The 20275-nt window shown below is 63.9% G+C and carries 22 protein-coding genes and 1 pseudogene; 19 read left to right on the plus strand and 4 right to left on the minus strand.

Annotated features, from left to right (window positions below):
- Positions 1-483 (plus strand): hypothetical protein (locus HJY11_RS12030; RefSeq protein WP_208076199.1); only part of this gene is annotated, 483 nt, incomplete at its 5' end.
- A gap of 890 nt (positions 484-1373) precedes the next feature.
- Here the strand turns inward: HJY11_RS12030 and HJY11_RS12035 are convergent.
- The 3 genes and pseudogenes from HJY11_RS12035 to HJY11_RS12045 form a co-directional block, all read right to left on the minus strand.
- Positions 1374-1634, minus strand: a pseudogene (locus tag HJY11_RS12035) (acylphosphatase); the annotation flags it as partial.
- A 28-nt stretch (positions 1635-1662) separates the two neighbouring features.
- Complete coding sequence (lepB, locus tag HJY11_RS12040; protein WP_208076201.1) at positions 1663-2226, minus strand: signal peptidase I; 564 nt, start codon at positions 2224-2226, stop codon at positions 1663-1665.
- A 319-nt stretch (positions 2227-2545) separates the two neighbouring features.
- Positions 2546-3496 (minus strand): GNAT family N-acetyltransferase, encoded by a 951-nt coding sequence (locus HJY11_RS12045; protein ID WP_208076202.1) that lies wholly within the window; start codon positions 3494-3496, stop codon positions 2546-2548.
- A 235-nt stretch (positions 3497-3731) separates the two neighbouring features.
- Between HJY11_RS12045 and HJY11_RS12050 the strand changes: the two genes are divergently transcribed.
- From HJY11_RS12050 to HJY11_RS12075, 6 genes are all read left to right on the plus strand, one after another.
- The gene (locus HJY11_RS12050) at positions 3732-3959 is read left to right on the plus strand and encodes a helix-turn-helix domain-containing protein (protein WP_208076203.1); all 228 of its coding nucleotides are present in this window, start codon (positions 3732-3734) and stop codon (positions 3957-3959) included.
- A 76-nt stretch (positions 3960-4035) separates the two neighbouring features.
- Entirely contained in the window at positions 4036-4434 is a 399-nt protein-coding gene (locus HJY11_RS15250) for an isoprenylcysteine carboxylmethyltransferase family protein (protein WP_368041591.1), read from the plus strand.
- A 77-nt stretch (positions 4435-4511) separates the two neighbouring features.
- On the plus strand, positions 4512-5072 hold the full coding sequence (locus HJY11_RS12060; RefSeq protein ID WP_208076205.1) for a YdeI/OmpD-associated family protein: 561 nt from the start codon (positions 4512-4514) through the stop codon (positions 5070-5072).
- Positions 5073-5523: 451 nt separating this feature from the next.
- The gene (locus HJY11_RS15700) at positions 5524-5769 is read left to right on the plus strand and encodes a GNAT family N-acetyltransferase (protein ID WP_208076206.1); all 246 of its coding nucleotides are present in this window, start codon (positions 5524-5526) and stop codon (positions 5767-5769) included.
- 57 nt (positions 5770-5826) lie between these two features.
- Positions 5827-6687 carry an RNA polymerase sigma factor gene (locus tag HJY11_RS12070; RefSeq protein WP_208076207.1) on the plus strand — a complete coding sequence of 287 codons (861 nt, stop codon included), beginning with the start codon at positions 5827-5829 and terminating at the stop codon, positions 6685-6687.
- Positions 6684-7364: a DUF2461 domain-containing protein gene (locus HJY11_RS12075; RefSeq protein ID WP_208076208.1), complete on the plus strand. Its 681-nt coding sequence runs from the start codon at positions 6684-6686 to the stop codon at positions 7362-7364. Before HJY11_RS12070 ends, HJY11_RS12075 begins: the two co-directional genes overlap by 4 nt.
- A gap of 59 nt (positions 7365-7423) precedes the next feature.
- Here HJY11_RS12075 and HJY11_RS12080 read toward each other — a convergent pair whose 3' ends face one another.
- The gene (locus HJY11_RS12080; protein WP_208076209.1) at positions 7424-7798 is read right to left on the minus strand and encodes a pyridoxamine 5'-phosphate oxidase family protein; all 375 of its coding nucleotides are present in this window, start codon (positions 7796-7798) and stop codon (positions 7424-7426) included.
- Positions 7799-7922: 124 nt separating this feature from the next.
- On the opposite strand from HJY11_RS12080, the gene HJY11_RS12085 reads away from it, so the two are divergent.
- The 12 genes from HJY11_RS12085 to HJY11_RS15515 all read left to right on the plus strand — a co-directional run bounded on the left by HJY11_RS12085 (position 7923) and on the right by HJY11_RS15515 (position 20002).
- Positions 7923-9332, plus strand: coding sequence for a PLP-dependent aminotransferase family protein (locus HJY11_RS12085; protein ID WP_208076210.1), 1410 nt, complete (start codon positions 7923-7925; stop codon positions 9330-9332).
- Positions 9333-9434: 102 nt separating this feature from the next.
- Positions 9435-9806, plus strand: a complete 372-nt coding sequence (locus HJY11_RS12090) for a VOC family protein (RefSeq protein ID WP_208076211.1) — start codon at positions 9435-9437, stop codon at positions 9804-9806.
- Positions 9807-10211: 405 nt separating this feature from the next.
- Positions 10212-11252, plus strand: coding sequence for a nucleoside hydrolase (locus tag HJY11_RS12095; protein ID WP_208076212.1), 1041 nt, complete (start codon positions 10212-10214; stop codon positions 11250-11252).
- Between the two features lie 59 nt (positions 11253-11311).
- Positions 11312-12352 carry a nucleoside hydrolase gene (locus tag HJY11_RS12100; protein ID WP_208076213.1) on the plus strand — a complete coding sequence of 347 codons (1041 nt, stop codon included), beginning with the start codon at positions 11312-11314 and terminating at the stop codon, positions 12350-12352.
- A gap of 146 nt (positions 12353-12498) precedes the next feature.
- On the plus strand, positions 12499-12864 hold the full coding sequence (locus HJY11_RS12105; protein WP_208076214.1) for a hypothetical protein: 366 nt from the start codon (positions 12499-12501) through the stop codon (positions 12862-12864).
- 107 nt (positions 12865-12971) lie between these two features.
- On the plus strand, positions 12972-13451 hold the full coding sequence (locus HJY11_RS12110; RefSeq protein WP_208076215.1) for a hypothetical protein: 480 nt from the start codon (positions 12972-12974) through the stop codon (positions 13449-13451).
- A complete protein-coding gene (locus HJY11_RS12115) occupies positions 13403-14962 on the plus strand; it encodes a hypothetical protein (protein ID WP_208076216.1) in 1560 nt (519 codons plus the stop codon). The genes HJY11_RS12110 and HJY11_RS12115 overlap by 49 nt, the downstream gene beginning before the upstream one ends.
- The gene (locus HJY11_RS12120; RefSeq protein WP_208076217.1) at positions 14937-15713 is read left to right on the plus strand and encodes a hypothetical protein; all 777 of its coding nucleotides are present in this window, start codon (positions 14937-14939) and stop codon (positions 15711-15713) included. The genes HJY11_RS12115 and HJY11_RS12120 overlap by 26 nt, the downstream gene beginning before the upstream one ends.
- The gene (locus HJY11_RS12125) at positions 15710-16543 is read left to right on the plus strand and encodes an ABC transporter ATP-binding protein (protein WP_208076218.1); all 834 of its coding nucleotides are present in this window, start codon (positions 15710-15712) and stop codon (positions 16541-16543) included. The genes HJY11_RS12120 and HJY11_RS12125 overlap by 4 nt, the downstream gene beginning before the upstream one ends.
- Positions 16540-17232 (plus strand): hypothetical protein, encoded by a 693-nt coding sequence (locus HJY11_RS12130; RefSeq protein ID WP_208076219.1) that lies wholly within the window; start codon positions 16540-16542, stop codon positions 17230-17232. Before HJY11_RS12125 ends, HJY11_RS12130 begins: the two co-directional genes overlap by 4 nt.
- A gap of 234 nt (positions 17233-17466) precedes the next feature.
- Positions 17467-18939 (plus strand): hypothetical protein, encoded by a 1473-nt coding sequence (locus tag HJY11_RS12135; protein WP_208076220.1) that lies wholly within the window; start codon positions 17467-17469, stop codon positions 18937-18939.
- Between the two features lie 88 nt (positions 18940-19027).
- The gene (locus tag HJY11_RS15515) at positions 19028-20002 is read left to right on the plus strand and encodes a class B sortase (RefSeq protein ID WP_208076221.1); all 975 of its coding nucleotides are present in this window, start codon (positions 19028-19030) and stop codon (positions 20000-20002) included.
- Positions 20003-20275: the final 273 nt, after the last annotated feature.

Below are 20275 nucleotides of genomic sequence, written 5' to 3' on the forward strand. Positions count from 1 at the left end.
CTCATCGCCTACACCCTGGAGGACTCGGCCGGCAACCGCACCTCCCTCTTTTTGCAGTACCGGCTGCAGGAGGGGACCATTGCCGGCGGGTTTGAGGAGAGCGAGACGCCCTTTACCGGAATGGAGGGGGCGGACTGGTCCGACGGACGCGGCGGCAGTGGCGGTGGCCTGCGGGGCGGGCTGCAAAACGGCTGCCCCATCCACTGGCTGGCCCTGCTGGGGACCCTTGTCACCCTCGGCCATCTGGGCCTCTCCCGCCTGCTGTCCCGCCGCCGGGAGGAGGACGAGGAGGGGCAGTCCACCCGGCGGGTGGGCCTGGGCCGGGCTCTGCTGCTGGCCCTCCTCACCGCTGCCGCGGCCTTTTTGGCCACCCGGATGCGCTGCGGCTACGACCTGCCGGCGCTGCTGCTCTGGGCGGCTGCCATTGTGCTTGACATGGCAGCGCCGGAGCGGGGCCGCCGGAAAGAGCGGGCCGAGGGCTAATGGATGAGGGCAGAAGGTCAGAGCGATTTTTGAGAGAATAGCGCCAAAGGGGCGAACGGACCGAGGGAAACGGCCTGTTCGCCCCTTTTTTGGGGAGGAGGGGCTGTTTGCGGGCCGTGAGGGGGCAGGACGCCCCCCCCGGCCTTTTTTGCTTGGGCCTTTTTGTTGCCGGAGGACAGGGGGCGGGCAGAGGGGAGGGAGGCGGGCGACTGCTTGTGGTTGCGGCGGTTTTTAAAAGGGGGTGGAGAGGTGGGCCCTTGCGGGGGAAGGGAAAAGAGGGGGCTGGTTGGGCGGCTTGTGGGGAGGGCGTTCGGCAGGCGTTTCTGAGGGGAGGATTGTCCTGGCTGGGAGGGGGGCGCTATGCCGTTGGCGGTGCCTCAAGGGCGCACACGACCAGGGGCGGTTGCAGAGGCGCCCCTCCCGGAGAGGATCGCGGGCAGAGTGGATCGCCGTCTCCCCTTGGCTTGATTTGCGCTTTAAGGTCAGACTCTACTGCACTTTCTCTGGGTGTAGCCCTTTGCTGAAGCCTTTTTTGGGGGGCCATTTGCCATGCGCTGTGCCCCCTTTCCCTCCCTTTCTGCCGAGGGGCAAAGGCTTTTTTAGCCCCGGTGTGGCTGGGGGAGGGCTTTCACTGAAAAAGGCCGCTGCTCTTTGGCGGTGGCCTTTGGGAGGAGGGGGCGAAGGGGTGTGGCGCGGGGAGGGGCGCCGCCTGTGGCCTAGGAAGTGGGTATTTCGCGCGGGGAGGGCGATGGGGCGGGGGACAGAGACAGCTTTTCCAGTGAGTGCCGGAGGTTTTTAGTCCCCGGCATGGCTAGGGGAGGAATTCTACTAAAGAAGGCCGCTGCCTACAGGCAGCGGCCTTTGGGAAGGGCGGTCGGGGGCGGCGGGGGTCAGAGTACCTCGAACCCGTTTTCGCGGATGGGGTCCAGGCGGCGGGTCTCCACCCCTTCCACCTGGGACCAGCGGTTTCCCTCCCGCACCGCCTCCAAAAAGGCGTCCACCTCGGCGGGGGGGCCCTGTACCTCCAGCTCCACCTCCCCGTCCTCCCGGTTGTGCACCCAACCGGTGAGGCTGTGGAGGCTGGCGGTGTACTTTACAAAGTAGCGAAAGCCGACCCCCTGCACCCAGCCCGACACCCGGGCGTAGATTCGCTTTTGCACGGCAGTTTCCCCCCTTTTGCTACTCCACCTTGCTGATGGAGGGGTAGTAGCGAAAGAGCACCTTGCCCAGCATGTCTTTTTTGGGGACGTAGGGGGTGCTCCAAAAGCGGGCGTCCAGCGAGTCGTTGCGGTTGTCCCCCATGAGGAAATAGTGCCCCTCCGGCACGGTGTAGGGGCCGTAGTCCCCCTGGGGGATGCCCTTGACATAGGGCTCCTCCACCATCTCGCCGTTGCGGTAGAGGACGCCGCTCTCGATCTCGATCTCGTCCCCCGGTATCCCGATCACCCGCTTGACGTAGAGGCGGCGCTCATCCGGCGGGTAGAAGACCGCCACGTCCCCCCGCTGGGGCTCGCCGAAGGTGTAGGCCAGCCGCAGGGCGATGATCCGATCCCCGGGGCGGATGGTGTCCTCCATGGAGGAGGTGGGCACCTGGGCGTTGACGATGACCACCAGCCCGATGAAGAGGGCCAGCGCCACCGCCACCGCAAACACCTTGACCCAGCTGACGACCTCCCGCAGGAGCGCTTTTTTCTTTTCTGCCACTTCGCGCATGGCCTGCTCGTCGTGTTCTTCCGGCAGCATGACACCGCTTCCCTTCCCTCTGGCGTTTTCCTGTATCCCTACCAATATAGCACAATTTTCCCCCGCCGAAAAGGGCGGGAGAGCCCTCTTTGTACTATACAAATTGGAATATATTGATTAAATATAACAAAATTCCCGGTATTCTGCCCTGTTTTGCGCCCTTTTCCGGTGAGTCCGGCAAAAAAAGACGCGGCCTGGAGACCGCGCTTTTTTTGTATTTTGGGGGATGGGGCAGGGGCGAATGGGCGGCGCGGGGGCAGGCAGATGGCGGGGAAGGGGGGCGGAAAGCACACATTTCCCCGCGAGGGGGGCGGGAAGATCAGAGGGGGGCCAAAATCCCCTCGTCGACGCGGCGCACCAGGCCGTGGGTATAGGGGGTGAAATACTTGCCCCAAAAGGCGTGGGCGGCGGGGTTGATGCTTTCAAAATCCACCCCCAGGTGGGTATACCCCTCCCCCTTTAGGGTGCGGACGGCGCAGTTTATCAAATTTTGCACGACCCCTTTGCCGCGGTGCTCCCCCAGGCAGAAGGCGCCGGTGATGTGGCGGTAGCGGGGGGAGGGGGAGAGAAAGGTCTCGCCCTGGGCGGACAGCTTGAGGTAGGCGCACAGCCGCCCCTGAAAGGCGGCGGCAAAGCAGCGGTCGCCCGCGGCCACACAGGAGCGGCAGAAGGCGGCGCAGTCCTCCAGCGGGCGGTTCATAAAGGTCGGGCTGGCCCGGAAGTGGCGGTTGAGCAGCGCCTCAAAGGGGTAGACCGACGAAAACTGGGCGGGGGGCAGTTCAAAGAAGGAGTACCCTTGGGGGGGCGGGCAGTCGATCGGCTCCATGGGGCGGATGGCGTCGACACAGCGCAGGCCGAAGCCGTACTGAAAGAACTGGCGCTGGGCCTCCTCCCCCTGGGCGCAGAGGGCGACGGCGTGGCTGAGAGCCCCGGCGCGCACCCACTTGGCGGCTGCGCGCTGGTACATGGCGGCATAGACCGGCCCCTGCCGGCCCGGTGCGGCGGCGTGGGCGCCCATGGGGGAAAAGACCCCCCGGCAGCGGGTGGAGCCAAAGGCGTTGTCAAAGGGCGGGCCGACGCTGAGAAAGCCCACCATCCGCCCGCCCTCAAAGGCGGCGACGCCCAGGCCGGCTGCGGCAAAGGGGGCCAGGTTTAGCGCCGCCTCCACCCTTGGCAGGACGGGGAGGCGGCGCTGCTGCTCCCGATAATCGGCCAGGGCGAGGGCGCTGGCCGCGGGGAGGTGGGACGGGGTGAAGTCGACGACGGTCATGGGGAGCTCCTTTTCACAGTACATCCATTGGGGAGAAGTTTCTACAAAATGCAACAGAATTGTAGTGCTTTTTTAAAATATAGGCCATGCGATATAAGATAAATGGAGGGGTGTTCTGCTTTCCGGGAGTTTTCAGGAAAAGACAAGGTTCCCTCAAAGTAAGGAAATCCTTACCATTGGTTTGTTAAAACGCGCTCACAGTATTGGTACAATAGTGGGGAGGGGAAGTGATGTTGTGAGAACCGATTACCCGGAGCGCTACCGGATATTGGGGCTAAAAATTGCCTATTACCGCAAGCGAGCGGGTTATACACAGGAGGCTTTTGCAGAAAAGATCGGCAGAAGCAACAACTTCGTCTCCCAGGTTGAGGGAGTGGGCACCACAAAGGGGGTCTCACTGGAAACCCTTTTCAAAATGGCCGATGTTTTAGGCGTCGCTGTCAACGAACTTCTAAAAGACTAGCAGAATGCGGTATAGATTGCAACACCCTCTAATTGCACAGGGACACTTCCTGTATGGCAGACGAGGAGGCAAAGCTGTGAAAAAGAGCACGCGCCGCGGCTGCCCGCTTGCGGGTTCTTGCCGCCCCATCTACCACCCGCCCTCCCTGGAAAAGGCGAACCGGGCCTACGCCCGCTGGGGGCGGGCGATGCGGAGGGCGCGGTGGGCCCGCCGGGGGGCCAGGGCGTTGGCCCCGGCGGCGGGCGGGTTTTGCCGGCGGGGGGTCTACCGATTCTCGCGCAACCCCATGTACCTGGCCTATTTTCTCATTTTTGCCGGCTGTGCGGCCCTGGGCCGGTCGCCGCTGTTGCTTGGATTGACGGCGGTCTTTCAGGTGGCGGCCCACTGGCTCATCCGCGCGGAGGAGCGGTGGTGCGCCCAGCGATTTGGCGAGGTGTACGGGGAGTACGCGGGCCGGGTCCGGCGGTATTTTTAGCGGGTCTATGCCCTCCCCATGAGGGCAATAGAAATAGAAATGGCAATGGCAGAGGACAGGAGAAGGAGGAGAGGGAGATGAAGGGAGAACTGACATTTGCCGACCGGGCGGCCTTTCGCCGGTGGTTGGAGGAGAATGGCCGGACCTCGGCGGGGGTTTGGCTGGTCTTTGGCAAGGCGGGAAGCGCGCAGACGGTGAAGGCGGGGGAGGCTTTGGAGGAAGCCCTCTGCTTTGGCTGGATCGACGGGCAGATACAGCGCATCGACGAGGGGCGCTACCGCAAGTGCTTTGCCCCCCGCAGGCCGAGGGGCAACTGGTCGGCCAAAAACCGGGCGCTGGCCGAGCGGCTTTTGCGGGAGGGACAGATGGACGAGCGGGGCCGGAAAGAGGTAGAGCAGGCCAAAGCGGACGGCCGATGGGCCGCCCCTGCGCCCCCGGCGATCACCGCGGAGCAGATGGCTTCGTTGGAGGAACTGCTGCGGGGACAGGAGCCGGCCTACGGCAACTTTTTGAGGATGTCCCCCTCGGTGCGGCGGACCTATGCCCGGGGCTACTACGCCGCCAAGACCGAGGCGGGCCGGGCCAAGCGGCTGGCCTGGATGATCGAGCGGCTGAACGGAAATTTAAAGCCCATGTAGGCGGGGAAGTGGCGGGCGGTTCTCGCGAGGGGGTGTGGATCGAAATGAGGATTTCCCCGTTTTTGTCCTGCGCGTATTCTGGTCGTCCCCCCGCGCGAGGGGCGCGGATTGAAATGGGTACAAGCTGTACGCACTGGTGGGCGACTGCCTGGCGCACCCTGCGCGAGTGCGAGGATTGAAATGCTTGCAGAAAGGGGGGATTGCCCTCGCCACTGCGCCGCATTCCGCGGGCGTGCAGATTGAAATGCGGTCTCGAGCACCGGTGAGATGGGGCGATCGCGCCGCGCTCTGCGCGGAGATTTGGGCGGAAGGGAGAGGGGGGCTTCTGTTTTCCCCTTTTTTTCCGCGATCGCTTGGAGCCGCGGCCTTGTTTTGGGTTTTACCTGCCGGGCTACCCCGCCTTTTTTCCGCCGTCAAAGGCGGGAGGGGGGACACAGAGGAGGAGTGCACGGTGGCTTTTAAAACACCGCGCCTGGTTTTGCGGCCCTGGCGGCCGGAGGAGGCGCCGGCGCTCTACCAGCTGGCAAAGGACCCCCGGGTGGGCCCGGCCGCGGGCTGGCCGCCCCACACCAGCGTGGAGGACAGCCGCCGGATCATTGAGGAGGTGCTCTCGGCCCCCTGCACCTTTGCGGTGGCGCTGCGGGAGACGGGAGCGCCGGTGGGCGGGCTGCGCCGACAAAAATGGACAAAATTTTGAAAAGGGCTGTCACAACCGGCGGCGGGGCCCGTCTAACTGTATATAGGAGGTGTGCGCATGAATGATTTGACCGCACTGGAAAAACAGACCATTGAGCGGGCCGTCGCCGGCGACCAGAAGGCGCTGGAGGAGGTGCTGGCCGGGGTACAGGATTTGGTATTCAACCTCTCCCTGCGGATGCTGGGGACCCTGCCCGACGCGGAGGACGCCACCCAGGAGATCCTCATCAAGGTGATGACCCGGCTCGCCTCCTTCCGGCAGGAGGCGAGTTTATCCACCTGGGTGTTTCGCATTGCAATCAACCACCTGCGAGATTACAAAAAGGGGATGTTTGCCCAGCGGCCCTTGAGCTTTGAAATCTACGGTGAGGACATTGCCTCCGGCCGGGAGCGGGACGTCCCCGACCTGAGCGGCGGGGTGGACCAGGGGCTGTTGGAGCGGGAACTCAAGCTCTCCTGCACCAACGTCATGCTCCAGTGCCTGGACGCCGAGAGCCGCTGCATCTACGTGCTGGGGACCATGTTCCGCCTGGACAGCCGGGTGGCCGCCGAGATCCTCGGGCTGACCCCTGAGGCCTACCGGCAGCGGCTCTCCCGCATCCGCAAGAAGGTGGGGGCGTTTTTGGGGGAATACTGCGGACTGGGCGGCGGGAGCTGTTCCTGCAAGCGGCGGACCAACTACGCCATTGCCACCCACCGCATCGACCCCGCGCACCTGGTCTTCCCCGGGCTGGAGGAGTGCCGGTACCAGGACATCGCCCAGTTCACCGACGCCATGGAGGAGCTGGACGGGCTCTCCCAGGTCTTTGCCGACCTGCCCGCCTACCGCACCCCCGAAGAGGTGCGCGACTGGGTGGAGGGGCTGCTGGCCTCGGGGAGTTTTGCCACCGTGATGGAGACAGAGGGGGCGCAGAGATGAGGATGGAGGAGATGCTCTCCTTTTTGCGGGAGCTGGAAGAACACAACGACAAAGACTGGTTTCACGCCCACGGGGAGGCGTACCGGCAGGCCACCGCCGCCTTTGAGGAGCTGGTGGGGGAACTGAACCTCGCCCTGCGCCAGGGGGACCCGGAAATCCCCCTGGCCGAGCCCAAGACCCTCACCTTTAAATTGATGCGGGACACCCGCTTCAGCCGGGACAAGTCCCCCTACAACCCGTCGTTTCGCGCCCACATCGGCCCTAGGGGAAAGCTGCCGGTGCCGGTGGGGTACTACCTCTTTTTGCGGCCGGGGGGACGGTCGTTTCTGGGCGGGGGGCTCTTTGCCGACATGTTCCGGGACGCCACGGCCCTGGTGCGGGACGCCATTGCCGCCCAGGGGGAGCGCTGGGGGGAGATCCTCGCCGACCCCGACTTTCAGGCCCACTTCACCGTGGGGGGCAGCGCCCTCAAAAACGTTCCCCGGGGCTATGACCCGGACCACCCCCAGGCCCAGTACCTGAAGAACAAGAGCTGGTACCTGGAGTACCCGCTGGGAGACGAGCAGCTTCTCGCCCCCGACTTTGTGGGCTTTGCCGCCGACCTCTTTTTGAAGATGCGGCCCTTTAACGCCTTTTTAAACGAGGCCCTGGCCACCTTTGAGATGCCCAGCCGATAAGGCGGGAAGCAAACGAGCCGCCGGCAGTGTTGCCGGCGGCTCGTTTTGGGCGGTTGGGGCTACATGGTCTCCTTGAGGGAGGTGACGGTGACTTCCAGTACCCGGCTGAGCCAGGGGAACTGGGCGATCATCTTTTCAAAGTCGGGGCCGGAGGTGAGGAAGCGGGCGGTCCCCTCGAGGCGGAAGCCGGCGCCCATGGAGCCGCCGCTGCCCTCCACCTGGTTGCTGCCCAGGGCCAACAGCACCTTGTTGTTGGCGGACGTGTCTCTCTCGATGCTGGTCATCCCCCCGGCGGGGATGAGCAGGCGCTCGTCCTCGGTGATGTTGACATAGCTGTGCCAGGTGTTGACCACGTGGGGCTCGTTCTCGCGGCAGGAGACAATGGCCACCACCCCTTCGTGGGCGAGAATGTCGAGCAGTTTTTTGTCCAGCATGTTGCAGTCCTCCTCATTTCATTGCGGGATAATTTGCGTTCTGGCACCAGTATAGGGTATTATTGGCTTGTGAGAAAGAGCCAATTTGAGAGAATTTATAGGGACCAATTGGAGGCGATGTGAGGTGCTCATCCTACTTGAGGAGAGGGGCGGCGAACCCCTGTACGTGCAGATCTACCGCCAGATAAAGGGGATGATTGCCGCCGGGCAGCTGCGCCCGGGGGAGCGGCTGCCCTCCACCCGGGCCCTGGCCGCCACCCTGGCGGTGGGGCGGAACACGGTGGAGAGCGCCTACGCCCAGCTGGCGGTGGAGGGGTATGTGAGCAGCCGCCAGGGCAGCGGGTACGAGGTGCAGCAGCTGGTGGAGCTGGGGCCCTGCCCGCCCCCGGCCCCCGCCGAGAGGCGGGAGGCGCCGCCCCCGCCCCTGCGCGAGCGGGTGCGCATCGACTTTCAGTACGGACAGCTGGACCCCCGCGATTTCCCCCTGGGGCCCTGGCGGCGGTGGACGGCCCAGGCCCTGGACGAGCTGCGGCCCGAGGAGTTGGTGGGGTACGGAAACGGCAAGGGGTCCTACGGGCTGCGGCGGGAGATCGGGCGCTACCTCCGCCGCTCCCGGGGGGTGGTCTGCGCGCCCGAACAGGTGCTCATCTGCGCCGGGACCACCTACGCCCTGACCCTGTTGGGGCAGATGCTGCGCCCCCGGTGGGGACAGGTGGCGATGGAGGACCCGGGATACCCCAACGCCAAGGAGGTTTTTGCCAAGTGCGGCCTGGGGCTGCTGCCCATCCCGGTGGAGGGGGACGGGCTCTGCGTTGACGCCCTGGCGGCCAGCGGGGCGGGGGCGGTTTACACCACCCCTTCCCACCAGTTTCCCGGAGGGGCGGTGCTCTCCATTCAAAAGCGGCACCGGCTGCTCAACTGGGCCCGGCAGACCGGCGGGATCGTCATCGAGGACGACTACGACAGCGAGTTTCGCTACCACAGCCGGCCCATCCCCTCCATCGCCAGCCTCAGCCCCGGGGACAACGTGGTCTACATGGGAACCCTTTCCAAAATCCTCTCGCCGGGGCTGCGGGTCAGCTACATGGTGCTGCCGCCCCCGCTGGCCCAGGTGTACGACCGGGAGTTTGCCGAGTACCCGGCCTCGGTCTCGATGTTGGAGCAGAGGGTGTTGGAGCAGTTTTTGGCCTCGGAGCGGTGGGAGGCGCACCTTCGCCGGGTCTGCACCGCCAACCGCAAAAAGCACGACCTGCTGGTGCGCTGCCTGAAGGAGGAGCTGGGCGGGCGCTTTGCCGTGCGGGGGGAGAACGCGGGGCTGCACCTGATGGTGCAGTCGCTAGAGGGGCGGGGAGAGGAGGAGCTCATCCGCCGCGCCCTGGAGCGGCAGGTGCGGGTCTACCCGGTCTCCCGCTACTGGATGGAGCGGGAGCGCTACGGCGGGGACATGGTGCTGCTGGGGTTTGCCGGCCTTTCGGAGGGGGAGATCGGCGAAGGGGTGCGGCTGCTGGGGAAGGCCTGGGGAGAAGGGTGCTGAGCGCCCCCCCGGGAAGGGGCGGATGCCCTTGCCAGCCGCCACCGCTTTGTGCTACACTAAAACAAGAGGAAAAACCCGTCTTTAGACAAAGGAGGAATTGTTGTGTCCGCTGAAATTCGACTTGCCGACATTGTGGTGGACTGCGCCGACGAGGGGCAGCTCTGCGCCTTTTACGAGGGCCTTCTCGGCTGGAAGCGGGGGGAGATGTTCGGCCACCCCACCCTCACCAGCGCCGCCGGGGTCACCCTTCTCTTTGTGCAGGAGGAGGACTACGTCTCCCCCGTGTGGCCGGAGGAGGAGGGCTGCCAGCAAAAGCAGGTCCACTTTGACTTTTTTGTGCCCGACGTGGCGGAGGCCGTTGCCAAGGCCGAGGCCCTGGGCGGCAGAAAGGCCGACGCCCAGTTCGGTGGCGAGGTGTTCACCACCGTTCTCGACCCCGCGGGGCACCCCCTCTGCTTGGTGAAGGCAGGGTGAGTTCCAGGCGATCCCCCCTCATTTTTGTGAGGGGGAATTCTTTTGTAAAATAGAATCCACTTTCTGCCCTGCTGTCTTTCGGAAAGATAAAGAGCAAAAAGGACCATTGACTTTTGGAGTGCTGTTCGAGTTTGCTGCCCCAATTTGATTGATGGAAGAGAATGAATTTAAGAAATTGTCAAAAAAATCGGAGAAACAGAGAGTCAGGCACATAGATGCAGGGCCGACAAACTTGTGAAAAAGCACAGTTTGTCGGCTCTTTTTACGGCAAAGTAATGCTATAAAGATTACTCAAATATTACAGTTTTCGTTTACAATTGCCTGTGCGGCCAATCTGTCGTATACTGACAGTAGGAGAGAAGCCCCACCGATCTGACGCCAGTTTGAGAGAGGGGGAACGGTGAAATGAAGCGGGTATTTGCTGTTTTTGTCTGCGCGGCCGTTTTGTTTTGCGGCTGCGGGAAAAAGGTGGATAAAAAGATGCAGACGACACGGGAGGAGGTGATCCCGGTCATCATCGACGTGGACACCGGCACCGACGACGCCATTGCCCTGGCCTTTGCCCGCAAGAGCGCGGTGCTGGAGGTGCGTGGGGTGACGGTGGTGCAGGGGTGCGTGGGCTTGGAGCAGGCCGGGGCCAACACCCTGGCGGTCTGCGACCACATTGGGCTGCAGGCGCCGGTGGCATTGGGGGCCCAGCGGCCGCTGGTGGGGGAGCCGATCACCGACCCGGTCAACCACGGGGAGAGCGGCCTGGGATCGGTGGAGCTGCCCCAGCCCAAGATGGAATTCAGTGAGCTGTCGGCCAGCGAGCTGATCTGGCAGGAGGCGCAAGCCTGCGAGGGGAAGCTGCAGATCGTGGCCCTGGGCCCCCTGACCAATGTGGCCCGGGCGCTGCAGGAGCACCCGGAACTGAAAGAGATGATTGCCCGTGTGGTGGCTGCCTGCGGGGAGGGGGGAGAGAACCATCCCATTGAGTTCAACGCCAAAAACGATCCGGAGGCGCTGCAGTACGTCATTGACAGCGGGGTGCGGCTGACCATTTACGACCAGCAGACAACCGAGGCCTCTTGGGGGTTTGACATGGGGACGACCAAGGACGGGCGCTACACCAGCACCCTGAACGTTTTGGCGGAGAAGTACCCCGACAACACCATGACCCCCCTTTTCAAAGGGGTTGGGAAGTCCTGGCTGGGCAACTACCTCTATTCGGTCTACCCTATCATCTGGCTCAATGTGAATGAAGCCCATAATGACCTCGATTATCAGAACAATTGGGTTCGCCTCTGTTACGACTGGTGCAGGGTCACCTGCGACACCAGCACAGGCCCCAACAGGGGACGGACGACCTTTACAATCGGGGAGGGCGGCCCGGTGCAGTGGGTTTTTTTTAGCAGCACTTCTGCCTTTCTCGAGGTGGACACCCTTGCCCAGTGCTACCAGTAAAAAGGAAAGATCGATCAATCTGCGATTGCAGGCATCTCATCGAAAGGGGAAACGATGAAATGAAGCGAGTGTTTGCCGTTTTTGTCTGCGCGGCCGTTTTGTTTTGCGGCTGCGGGAAAAAGGTGGAGAAAAAGATGCAGACGACGCGGGAAGAGGTGATCCCGGTGATCATCGACGTGGACACCGGCACCGACGACGCCATTGCCCTGGCGATGGCCAGGAAGAGCGAAGGGTTGGAGGTGCGTGGGGTGACGGTGGTGCAGGGGTGCGTGGGCTTGGAGCAGGCCGGGGCCAACACCCTGGCGGTCTGCGACCACATTGGGCTGCAGGCGCCGGTGGCATTGGGGGCCCAGCGGCCGCTGGTGGGGGAGCCGATCACCGACCCGGTCAACCACGGGGAGAGCGGCCTGGGATCGGTGGAGCTGCCCCAGCCCAAGATGGAATTCAGTGAGCTGTCGGCCAGCGAGCTGATCTGGCAGGAGGCGCAAGCCTGCGAGGGGAAGCTGCAGATCGTGGCCCTGGGCCCCCTGACCAATGTGGCCCGGGCGCTGCAGGAGCACCCGGAACTGAAAGAGATGATTGCCCGTGTGGTGGCTGCCTGCGGGGAGGGGGGAGAGAACCATCCCATTGAGTTCAACGCCAAAAACGATCCGGAGGCGCTGCAGTACGTCATTGACAGCGGGGTGCGGCTGACCATTTACGACCAGCAGACAACCGAGGCCTCTTGGGGGTTTGACATGGGGACGACCAAGGACGGGCGCTACACCAGCACCCTGAACGTTTTGGCGGAGAAGTACCCCGACAGTGCCATGGCCCCCCTCTATGCGGGAATTGGGAAGTCCTGGCTGGGCAACTACCTCTATTCGGTCTACCCCATTCTCTGGCTCAACCAGGATGAAGCCGATAATGACCTCGATTATCAGAACAATTGGGATCGCCGCTGTTACGACTGGTGCAGGGTCACCTGCGACACCAGCACAGGCCCCAACAGGGGGCGGACGACCTTTACAATCGGGGAGGGCGGCCCGGTGCAGTGGGTTTTTTTCAGTGGCCGTTCTGCCTTTGACCTGGCGGATACCCTTGCCCAGTGCTACCAGTAAAGGGGAAAAACTGTTTTCGACAAAAAGCAACATGTTAAGATATGTATAAAAATATTCAATTTTATTTATAAAAGTATTGTAAAATGACGGCTATAGCGGTATAATAAGGGTGTAAAAAGGGCTGCGCAATCGAAAGGAGCAGGACTATGAAAAAGAAACTGTTCGCCATCTTCACAGCTGTTCTGGCCATCGCCATGTTCGCCATCGGCCCGGCCATGGCTGCATCTTCAAGCACGCCCACAGCCCACGGAACCACAGGCACATACCGGACGGGCTATCTGAGCGGGAACTCCGGCTACATGTGGGGGAGGATGACTGGTGGCCACAGCGGCGCCCACATCGAACTGCGGGTGGCGGACCTGCAGCCTGAGCGCACCGTCTACTCGCGGGATGTGGCCGCGGGGGGATCCGCATCCACCCCGACCTATGCCAGGACTGCCAGCTATCGGGGGTGGCTGGTCACTCACGGCACAGACTACCAGTCGGGCTACGGCACCCTGTACGTCAACTAGCATCTTAAACTGAATTTGCCTGTGTAAGCAAGGAAGGGTGCGCAGCCCTTCTTGCTTTTTAGGGACCGCCTTGCAGACCCACTCAACCTGCGAGAGAGGGTGTTACGGTGAAGAGCGTATTCAAAAACGAAATGCGGGTGTTTGGGCGCACCTTTTACCTGCCGGTTTTGACCGCCCTGCTGTTCGGCGCGCTCAATTACTACCTGGGCTGGTTTGTGGCGCAATTTTTGAAACTGGACGGGACACGGGAGATGAACCCGGTTTTGCCGGGGAACTACAACCAGGACTTTGGGTTTCTCTGCTTTTTGGGGTTTGTGGTGCTGTCTTACGAATTTACCGTCAAGATCGCCGACGCCGGGCTGGAGGAGTGCACCCAGTTTGGCCGGGGCGTTCGGGGGCGGGTGCTGCTGGCCAAGGGGGTCATCCTCGGAGCGCTGGCAGTGCTGTTGGGGCTGAATGTGCTGGCCTATGACGTGTACTGGCACTTCAAGGCCGGTTTGCCAATGCTTTTGCTGTGGCAGGCGGTGACGGCCACCTCTTGCACTACCTGCTGCCGCTGGCGGTGGCCATTTTGCTGGGGATGGTGATGGCCACCCGGCTGAAGCGGCTGGCGGGGTACAGCGCGCTGATTGCGCTGGCGTTTTTTCTCTCCCCCGCGTCGGACTACTTTTTGGCGCGGCTGGCGGGGGCGCTGCCGGTGGGGCGGATCAAGGACTTTTTCACCCTGTTTGCCCAGGGGATGATCTGGATGCCCGACCCCCTTTACGGCACGCCGGGGGAGCCCTTCCGCCTGTTTTTAAACGGCTTTTGGATCGCCCTGCTGCTGATCCCCATCTGCCGGATGGCGTGCAGGGCGCGGCCGCTGCGGTGGGGGCTCACAGCGGCGCTGGCGGCTGTTTGCTGTCTGCTTTTCCCCACCGCCTTTTGGCGCACCGGCTCCACCAACAAGTACGGCGACAACATTCCCCGGGACTACGCCTATTCGCAGATCGACAGCTACTACATCTTCGGCAACGCCCGGCGGGAGGAGCAGGAGGCGGATTTTGCGGTGAGCGACTGCGCCCTGGAGCTGGACATCGGCCTGGAGATGAAGGCCGAGGCCACCCTGACCACGACGGGGGGCGGGGAAGTACGGGCATTTACCCTGTACCACGGCTACCGGGTCACGGGGGTGCGGGGGGCGGACGGGACGGCCCTCCCCTACCGGCGGGAGGGCGACTACCTCTGGGTGACGGCGGGGGCGGACAACCCGATTACCATTGCCTATAAGGGGAGCATCCCGGAATTTTACTCCAACCACACCGCCACCTTTTTGCCGGGGGACTTTCCCTTCTACCCCATGGCCGGCCTTTATCCCCTCTTTGACACCGACCAGCAGAGCATTGCCTCGGTGCAGCCGGAGGGGGAGACCCACTTCACCCTGCGGGTGAGCGCGCCCTACCCGCTCACCGTCAGCCTGCCGGGAGAGCAGGGCGTTTATGAAGGCAGGGCCTCCAGCCTCTCCCTTGCGGGGGGAGACCTGGGGGAGACCCGGGACCTGGGGGAAGGAGTGTCCCTCTTTCACCCTGCCGTTCAGAAGGAGAGGGGAAGGGTGAGCCGCCAGACCCTGCAGGGGGCCATCGACAGGTGCAGCGCGGAGATGGGGGTGGCCCCTGTCTCCCTGCCGGAACAGTACACGGTGTTTACTGCGCCGGCGACCCTGCCGGTGATGGCCAACACGGCGGTGTTTGCCGACCACGTGCTGGTCTACCAAAACCTCTCCCCCGATGCCTTTGCCCTCGCCTACCTCTGCGAGTACTACGGGGTACCGGCGGAGAAACGGCTGGTTTTGCAGGCGGTGCAGGGGAACCTGTGGCCGGGGGGCGAGACGCCTTACCCCTCCTTACGGGTTATGCGCTATATGAGCAACCGCGCCGCCATGTTGACAAATTTATACGCACAGGCAGAGAGAAGGCGGGGTGAAGAGGAGACAATGCGCCGGGCCTATCAGTATCTCTTCGACAACACAGACACCCGCACCCCGCGAGAATTTTTGGAGGAGATCAGCGGGTTTGAAGAGGAGGTGAAGGCCGATGAAGCGGCGCTATCTGCTCTATAAGTGGCTGCCTTTGCTGACTGTTTTGGCCGTCACGGGCGGGATTGTTTCTCTGTTTTCCCTGACCGACCTGCGCTTTTACCTGGCCGAAAAGCCCGACGTGTTCACCCACGTGCTCAAAACCACCGCCCCGGCGGTGACGAAGCGGGAGGACTGGTCCTTTTCCTACACCTTCGACCCGGAGGAAGACAGCGAGCCGGAGCGGGGGAAAACCCTCTTTGAGGACGGCGACTGCGGGGTGCGGATGGTGGTGCGCGGTCCCGAAGGTTACCATTACGGGGAAAACGCTTATGCAGAAGGAAACGTGGACATGCAATACCGCTTGACCCTGGACTTTGTGGGGACGGTGAAAAAGGGGGTCGCCAGCGTCCCCGCCCCCTTTGCCTTTCCGCCGCTGGAGTCCCCCTTTTACCAGGCCTGCGGAATTTCTGACTCTCCGGGGGGGCCGGCCCTCTACTACCGCACCTTTACCCACGAGGACCACCTGGGCCGCGGATCGGCCTACCGCGTCCCGGCGGAGAACGTCACCATCGCAGTGGGGGGAGAGACCTTTCACCCCAAGTACATAGAGATTTCCCCCTGGGTGGAAAACGGGGAGATCAGCTTGCGGGTGGGGATGACCTTTTTTGACCAGCCGGACGACTTTGCCCGGTTGGTGGCCCGTCCCCGCACCCGGGAGATCACCGTCACCTTTGACAGTCTCTACCTCAACGAGTACCGGGTCAACCCGATTATAGGGGGGATACTGAAATGATTACAGCCGAAGGCGTGAGCAAGAAATTTGGCCGCAAAGAGGTACTCCACCAGCTGAATCTCACCCTGGACAGGGGTGTCTACGGCTTTTTGGGCCCCAACGGGGCGGGAAAGACCACCTTTTTGCGCTGTATGCTGGGCATCTACCCCTTGAGTGGCGGGCGGTTTCTCTACAACGGAGCGCCCATCAGCCGCAAAAACGACCTGACCGCCCAGGTGGGGTATCTGCCCCAGAAATTTGGGGTGTACGGAGAGTTGCGGGTCTGCGAGGCACTGGAGTATCTGGCCTCCATCCGCCGGCTAAAGTTGGCCAACCCCGCCGAGGAGATCGAGCGGGTGCTGCGGCTGGTCAATCTGGAGCAGCGGGTCACCAGCAGGGTGCGCACCCTCTCCGGCGGGATGGCGCGGCGGCTGGGCATTGCCGCGGCGCTGCTGGGGGACCCGGAAATCCTCCTCTTCGACGAGCCCACCGCCGGCCTCGACCAGGAGGAGCGGATGCGCTTTAAGACCATTGTGGAGGAGGTGAGCCCCGGAAAGACGGTGCTGCTCTCCACCCACATCCTGGCGGACGTGGACGCCATCTGCGACAAGATCATCATCCTCAATGAGGGGCAGATCCTCTACGACTTGCCGGCGGCAGAGGTGGCGGAGCTGGCAGAGGGAAAGGTGTACGAGGTGGACTCTTCCGACCAGGGAGAGATGGTGGTCGGCATTCGGGAAGAGGGCGGAAAGAAGTGGTATCGGGTATTGTCGGCGCAACCCCTTGCGGGCGGGCGGCCGCTGGAACCCACCACGGAGGATGGCTACCTCTGCGCCATCAAGAAGCTGTGAAGCGGCTGTTGTTGGAGGGCAGGCGGTTGGCGCTGGCGGTCCTCTACCTGCGCTACCGGCTGGCGGTGCCGGTGCTGGCCATGGGGCTTTTGCTGCCCCTGTCCATACAGAAAATATTGGTGGGGGACGGCCCCACCCCCCAGACCCTGGAACAGACTGTACAGCTGCTGCGGATGATTCTCCCGATCTGCGCCATCTGGTGCCCGGCCTTTGCCCTGCGGGATTATGTCGAGGGGGGGACTTGTGAAATGGCCCGCGCCTACACCGGCGCTTACACCCGGCAGTGGCGCTTGACGGCCTTTTGCGGGGTACTCTACCTGGCGGGTTTGGCGGCCCTGTTTTTCTGGATCGAAAAGCAGTTTTCCGACTTTTCCGCCGAGGTCGCGGCGGAGTGGCGCTTACAGGTGCTGGCGGCGGCAGTGCTGCTGGGGCTGCTCTACTTCCTCTCCTATTGCTTTCACTCGTCCATGGTGGCTTTTCTGGCGCTGGTGCTCTACCACTGTGTGGCCCATGTGATGGCGGTTCTTCCCAGCTGGCTGTCCCTCTTCCCCGCACTGGGGAGCGCGGGGGAGGGGACGGACATATCCCCTGCGCCTGACCCCGCCGTTCGACTGGTGATTTTAACTGCGTTGGCGGCCGTCTGCTGGGCGGGCGGCTGGATCGAGGACAAGCGCTACCTCGCGAGTTAGAGGGCCGGGCAACCGGCCCTCTTTTTTCTGCGCCTTTTGGAGTTTGCCACCCCCAAGGTCACGGGGCAGAAACGGGCGGATAAAAGCCGTGACCAGCCCGGCGCGGGTGCAGTGCCGGGGCCAGTTGACAAGGTTTCACAAGAAGGGGCGGGCCGATTGTTTTCCCCATATGCCGCTGATATGATGAAAAAAGAAATCCCGATGATTTGGGAGAAGAGAAAGGATTGCGGCAACATGAAAAAACACCCGGCAAAACGGCTGGTCAGCTTTCTTCTGGCGGCCCTTCTGGCCTTTCCGGCCACGGCAGCGCTGGCGGCGGGGGCGGGGACCGGCGCTACGGTGGAGGTTTTTAACAGCGGCGAGACCAGTCCCTACGGCGGGGGACAGGACCTCACCAACACCGAATACGACCCCTTTGCGCCGGTGACCTTTGACGACCCGCAGGGGACGGCGGCCAGCGCCCAGCTGGTGATCTACGCCTATGACGTGGACGCCCCGGACGAACTCGACGAGGTGTTTCTCAACGGCCACTCCCTGGGCATCCTCACCGGGATGGACGGCGAGTGGAACACCACCGTGCTGGAGGTCTCGGGCGCGGCCCTGGCCTCTTTGCAGGACGGGCGGGAAAACAGCATCTCCATGACCACCAACGACGGCTGGATCGTTTACATCCGCTCCATGGTGCTGGTGATGGGCGGCGGCGCCGACGGGGGCGAGTTTGACCGCGACAGCGCCGGCATCACCGCGGCACTGGAGGGGGAGCAGATCACCGCTTCGGTGTCGCTGCAGGCGGAGAAGGACGGCGTTTACCAGGTGGAGTACGCCGTGAAGGAGCTGGACATCCAGGGAAGCCAGGTGCGCCAGGTGGGCAGCAGGAGCCAGGCGGACGTGGCCTTTACCGCCGGCGCGGTTTACACCGAGAGCCAGACCTTTTCGCTGCCGGGACCGCCGGAGGTGTACACCTCCTACCGGGTGGACTACGTGGTCAAAAACGCGCTGCAGGTGCCGGTCTTTACCATGAGCGAGCTCATCCCCGCGGCGGTGCAGGCGAAGGTGGTGGTGGCCGGCAGCCAGAACCTGCCCGGAAGCGCCGTGTCGGTCAGCGGGCTGGAGGCGGTGGCCAAGGCCCTGGCCGACCCCACCAAGGGGCACACCACCCAGCTGAAAATCTGGGTGGGGGAGAACAGCGCGCCCCCTGAGCTGGAGGCGCTGCAGGCCAGCGCCGAGCGGGACGGCAACACCCTGGGGCTGATGTTTGACATCTCCCTGGCCAAAGAGGTGAAGGACGCCGCCGGGCAGACGGTGGACGCCGCCTCCGGCCCGGTGGACGAGCTGGACAGCATGGTGCAGTTCACCATCGCCCTGCCGGAGAGCGCGCAGGGCAAGACCGATTACGTGGTCTACCGCAGCCACGGCGGCCAGGTGGACACCCTCACCGAGACCCCCAACGACAAGGGGGAGAAGATGGCCCTGCACAGCGACGGCACCGCCATCGATCTGACCGTTTGCCGGTTTTCCACCTATGTGGTGGGCTACCGGGACACCGGGGAGGCCCCGGCGCCGACCCCGCCCGCCGACCGGCTGGACGACGAGCCCAACACCGGCGCTGCCGGCCAGGGCGCTGGCTGGGCTGCCGGCCTGGGGATCCTGGCGGCGGGAGCCCTCCTCTTCTGGAAGCTGCGCCGCGGAGAGGGCACAGCCCGGTAAGTTTTGTTTGAGGGCGCGGCGAGAGACCGCGGGGAAAGGGTGTGAGGTGCTCACATCCTTTCTTTTGCAGAGAAAGGGGGACGGCGGGATGGACCGCGGCGAAAAACCGGTCCCGCAGCCGGCAGGAGGGGAGCGGGCGGCGCTCCTGGCGCGGGTGGCCCTGCTGGCCCTCCCCGCCCTGGGGGAGTGGGGGCTGGAACGGCTGGCGCTGCTGGGACGGGCGGCGGGGTACGGCCTGCTGGCCCTGGGGGAGTGGCTGGGGGAGCGCGGTCTCGCCCTGGCTCGCCGGGCCGGCGACGCCCTGAAACGGGCGGAGGGGCGGGCTGCGAGGGGCGGACGGGCGGCGGGGCCCGCCCTCGCCCTCTGTCTGCTGACGGCGGCCGCGCCAGCCCTGGTGGGACTTCTCCCCGCCGGCGCCCAGGCGGCGGCAGTTCCGCGTTTGCAGGCGATGGGGGAGGCGCTGAACGCCCTGCCCCGGGACCCGCTGGCCTACCTGCAGCCCCTCTATGCCCAGAACAGCGATCTGGTGGGCTGGATCGCCATTGAGGGGACGGGGATCGACTTTCCGGTGGTGCGGGAGCGGGCCGCCCCCTATTACCTGACCCACAACTTTGCCCGCGAGGAGGACCGCTTTGGCACCCCCTTCATCAAGCACGGGGTCTCTTTGGAGGAGCGGCCGGACAACCTGATCGTCTACGGCCACAACATGCCCCACAGCCAGCAGATGTTCGGCCCGCTGGAGGGGTACCGCGACCCGGCTTTCTGCCGGGCGCACTCCACCCTGCGCTTTGACACCCTGGCCCAGGCGGGGGAGTACCAGGTGGTGGCGGTGCTCCTCTCCCGGGTTTACCGCCAGGGGGAGGAGGGCTTTCGCTACTACGCCGAGACCGATTTCCCCGACGAGGCCTCCTTCGCCCACTTTTACGAGAACATCAAGGGGAACGCCCTTTACGACACCGGGGTGGAGGCGGGCTACGGCGACGACTTTCTCACCCTCTCCACCTGTGTGTACGACTGGGAGAACGCCCGCCTGGCAGTGGTGGCCAGGCGAATTTCCCCGTGACCCCTGAGGCGGCGGGCCGGACGCGTTCCGGCCCGCCGCCTGTTTGTGGGGGGAGGAGCGGGGGACCTTCTCCCTTTGACGCGGGGGAAGTTTTGGGCCGAAGGAGATGTTGCCTGCCGTGCGCGGCTGGCTTTTTTCGGCGCGGGCAAACACTTGCTTGCCGCTGTTCACCTGGACGGCCTGGCCCACTTGAGCGGGTAGGCGGGGAGGGGGCGGGAGAGCTTGCGGGCACAACGCCCCTCCCTGGGCCCCATGCCCGCCTTTGGGGGCCGC

Source organism: Bittarella massiliensis (ex Durand et al. 2017), from assembly GCF_017566145.1.
Classification (GTDB): domain Bacteria; phylum Bacillota; class Clostridia; order Oscillospirales; family Ruminococcaceae; genus Bittarella; species Bittarella massiliensis_A.

Coding starts and splice junctions, on each gene's coding strand:
- lepB (WP_208076201.1), bottom strand. CDS start 2,226: ATGCTGCCGGAAGAACACGACGAGCAGGCCATGCGCGAAGTGGCAGAA.
- HJY11_RS12045 (WP_208076202.1), bottom strand. CDS start 3,496: ATGACCGTCGTCGACTTCACCCCGTCCCACCTCCCCGCGGCCAGCGCC.
- HJY11_RS12060 (WP_208076205.1), top strand. CDS start 4,512: ATGAAGGGAGAACTGACATTTGCCGACCGGGCGGCCTTTCGCCGGTGG.
- HJY11_RS12070 (WP_208076207.1), top strand. CDS start 5,827: ATGAATGATTTGACCGCACTGGAAAAACAGACCATTGAGCGGGCCGTC.
- HJY11_RS12075 (WP_208076208.1), top strand. CDS start 6,684: ATGAGGATGGAGGAGATGCTCTCCTTTTTGCGGGAGCTGGAAGAACAC.
- HJY11_RS12080 (WP_208076209.1), bottom strand. CDS start 7,798: ATGCTGGACAAAAAACTGCTCGACATTCTCGCCCACGAAGGGGTGGTG.
- HJY11_RS12095 (WP_208076212.1), top strand. CDS start 10,212: ATGAAGCGGGTATTTGCTGTTTTTGTCTGCGCGGCCGTTTTGTTTTGC.
- HJY11_RS12100 (WP_208076213.1), top strand. CDS start 11,312: ATGAAGCGAGTGTTTGCCGTTTTTGTCTGCGCGGCCGTTTTGTTTTGC.
- HJY11_RS12105 (WP_208076214.1), top strand. CDS start 12,499: ATGAAAAAGAAACTGTTCGCCATCTTCACAGCTGTTCTGGCCATCGCC.
- HJY11_RS12120 (WP_208076217.1), top strand. CDS start 14,937: ATGAAGCGGCGCTATCTGCTCTATAAGTGGCTGCCTTTGCTGACTGTT.
- HJY11_RS12125 (WP_208076218.1), top strand. CDS start 15,710: ATGATTACAGCCGAAGGCGTGAGCAAGAAATTTGGCCGCAAAGAGGTA.
- HJY11_RS12135 (WP_208076220.1), top strand. CDS start 17,467: ATGAAAAAACACCCGGCAAAACGGCTGGTCAGCTTTCTTCTGGCGGCC.
- HJY11_RS15515 (WP_208076221.1), top strand. CDS start 19,028: ATGGACCGCGGCGAAAAACCGGTCCCGCAGCCGGCAGGAGGGGAGCGG.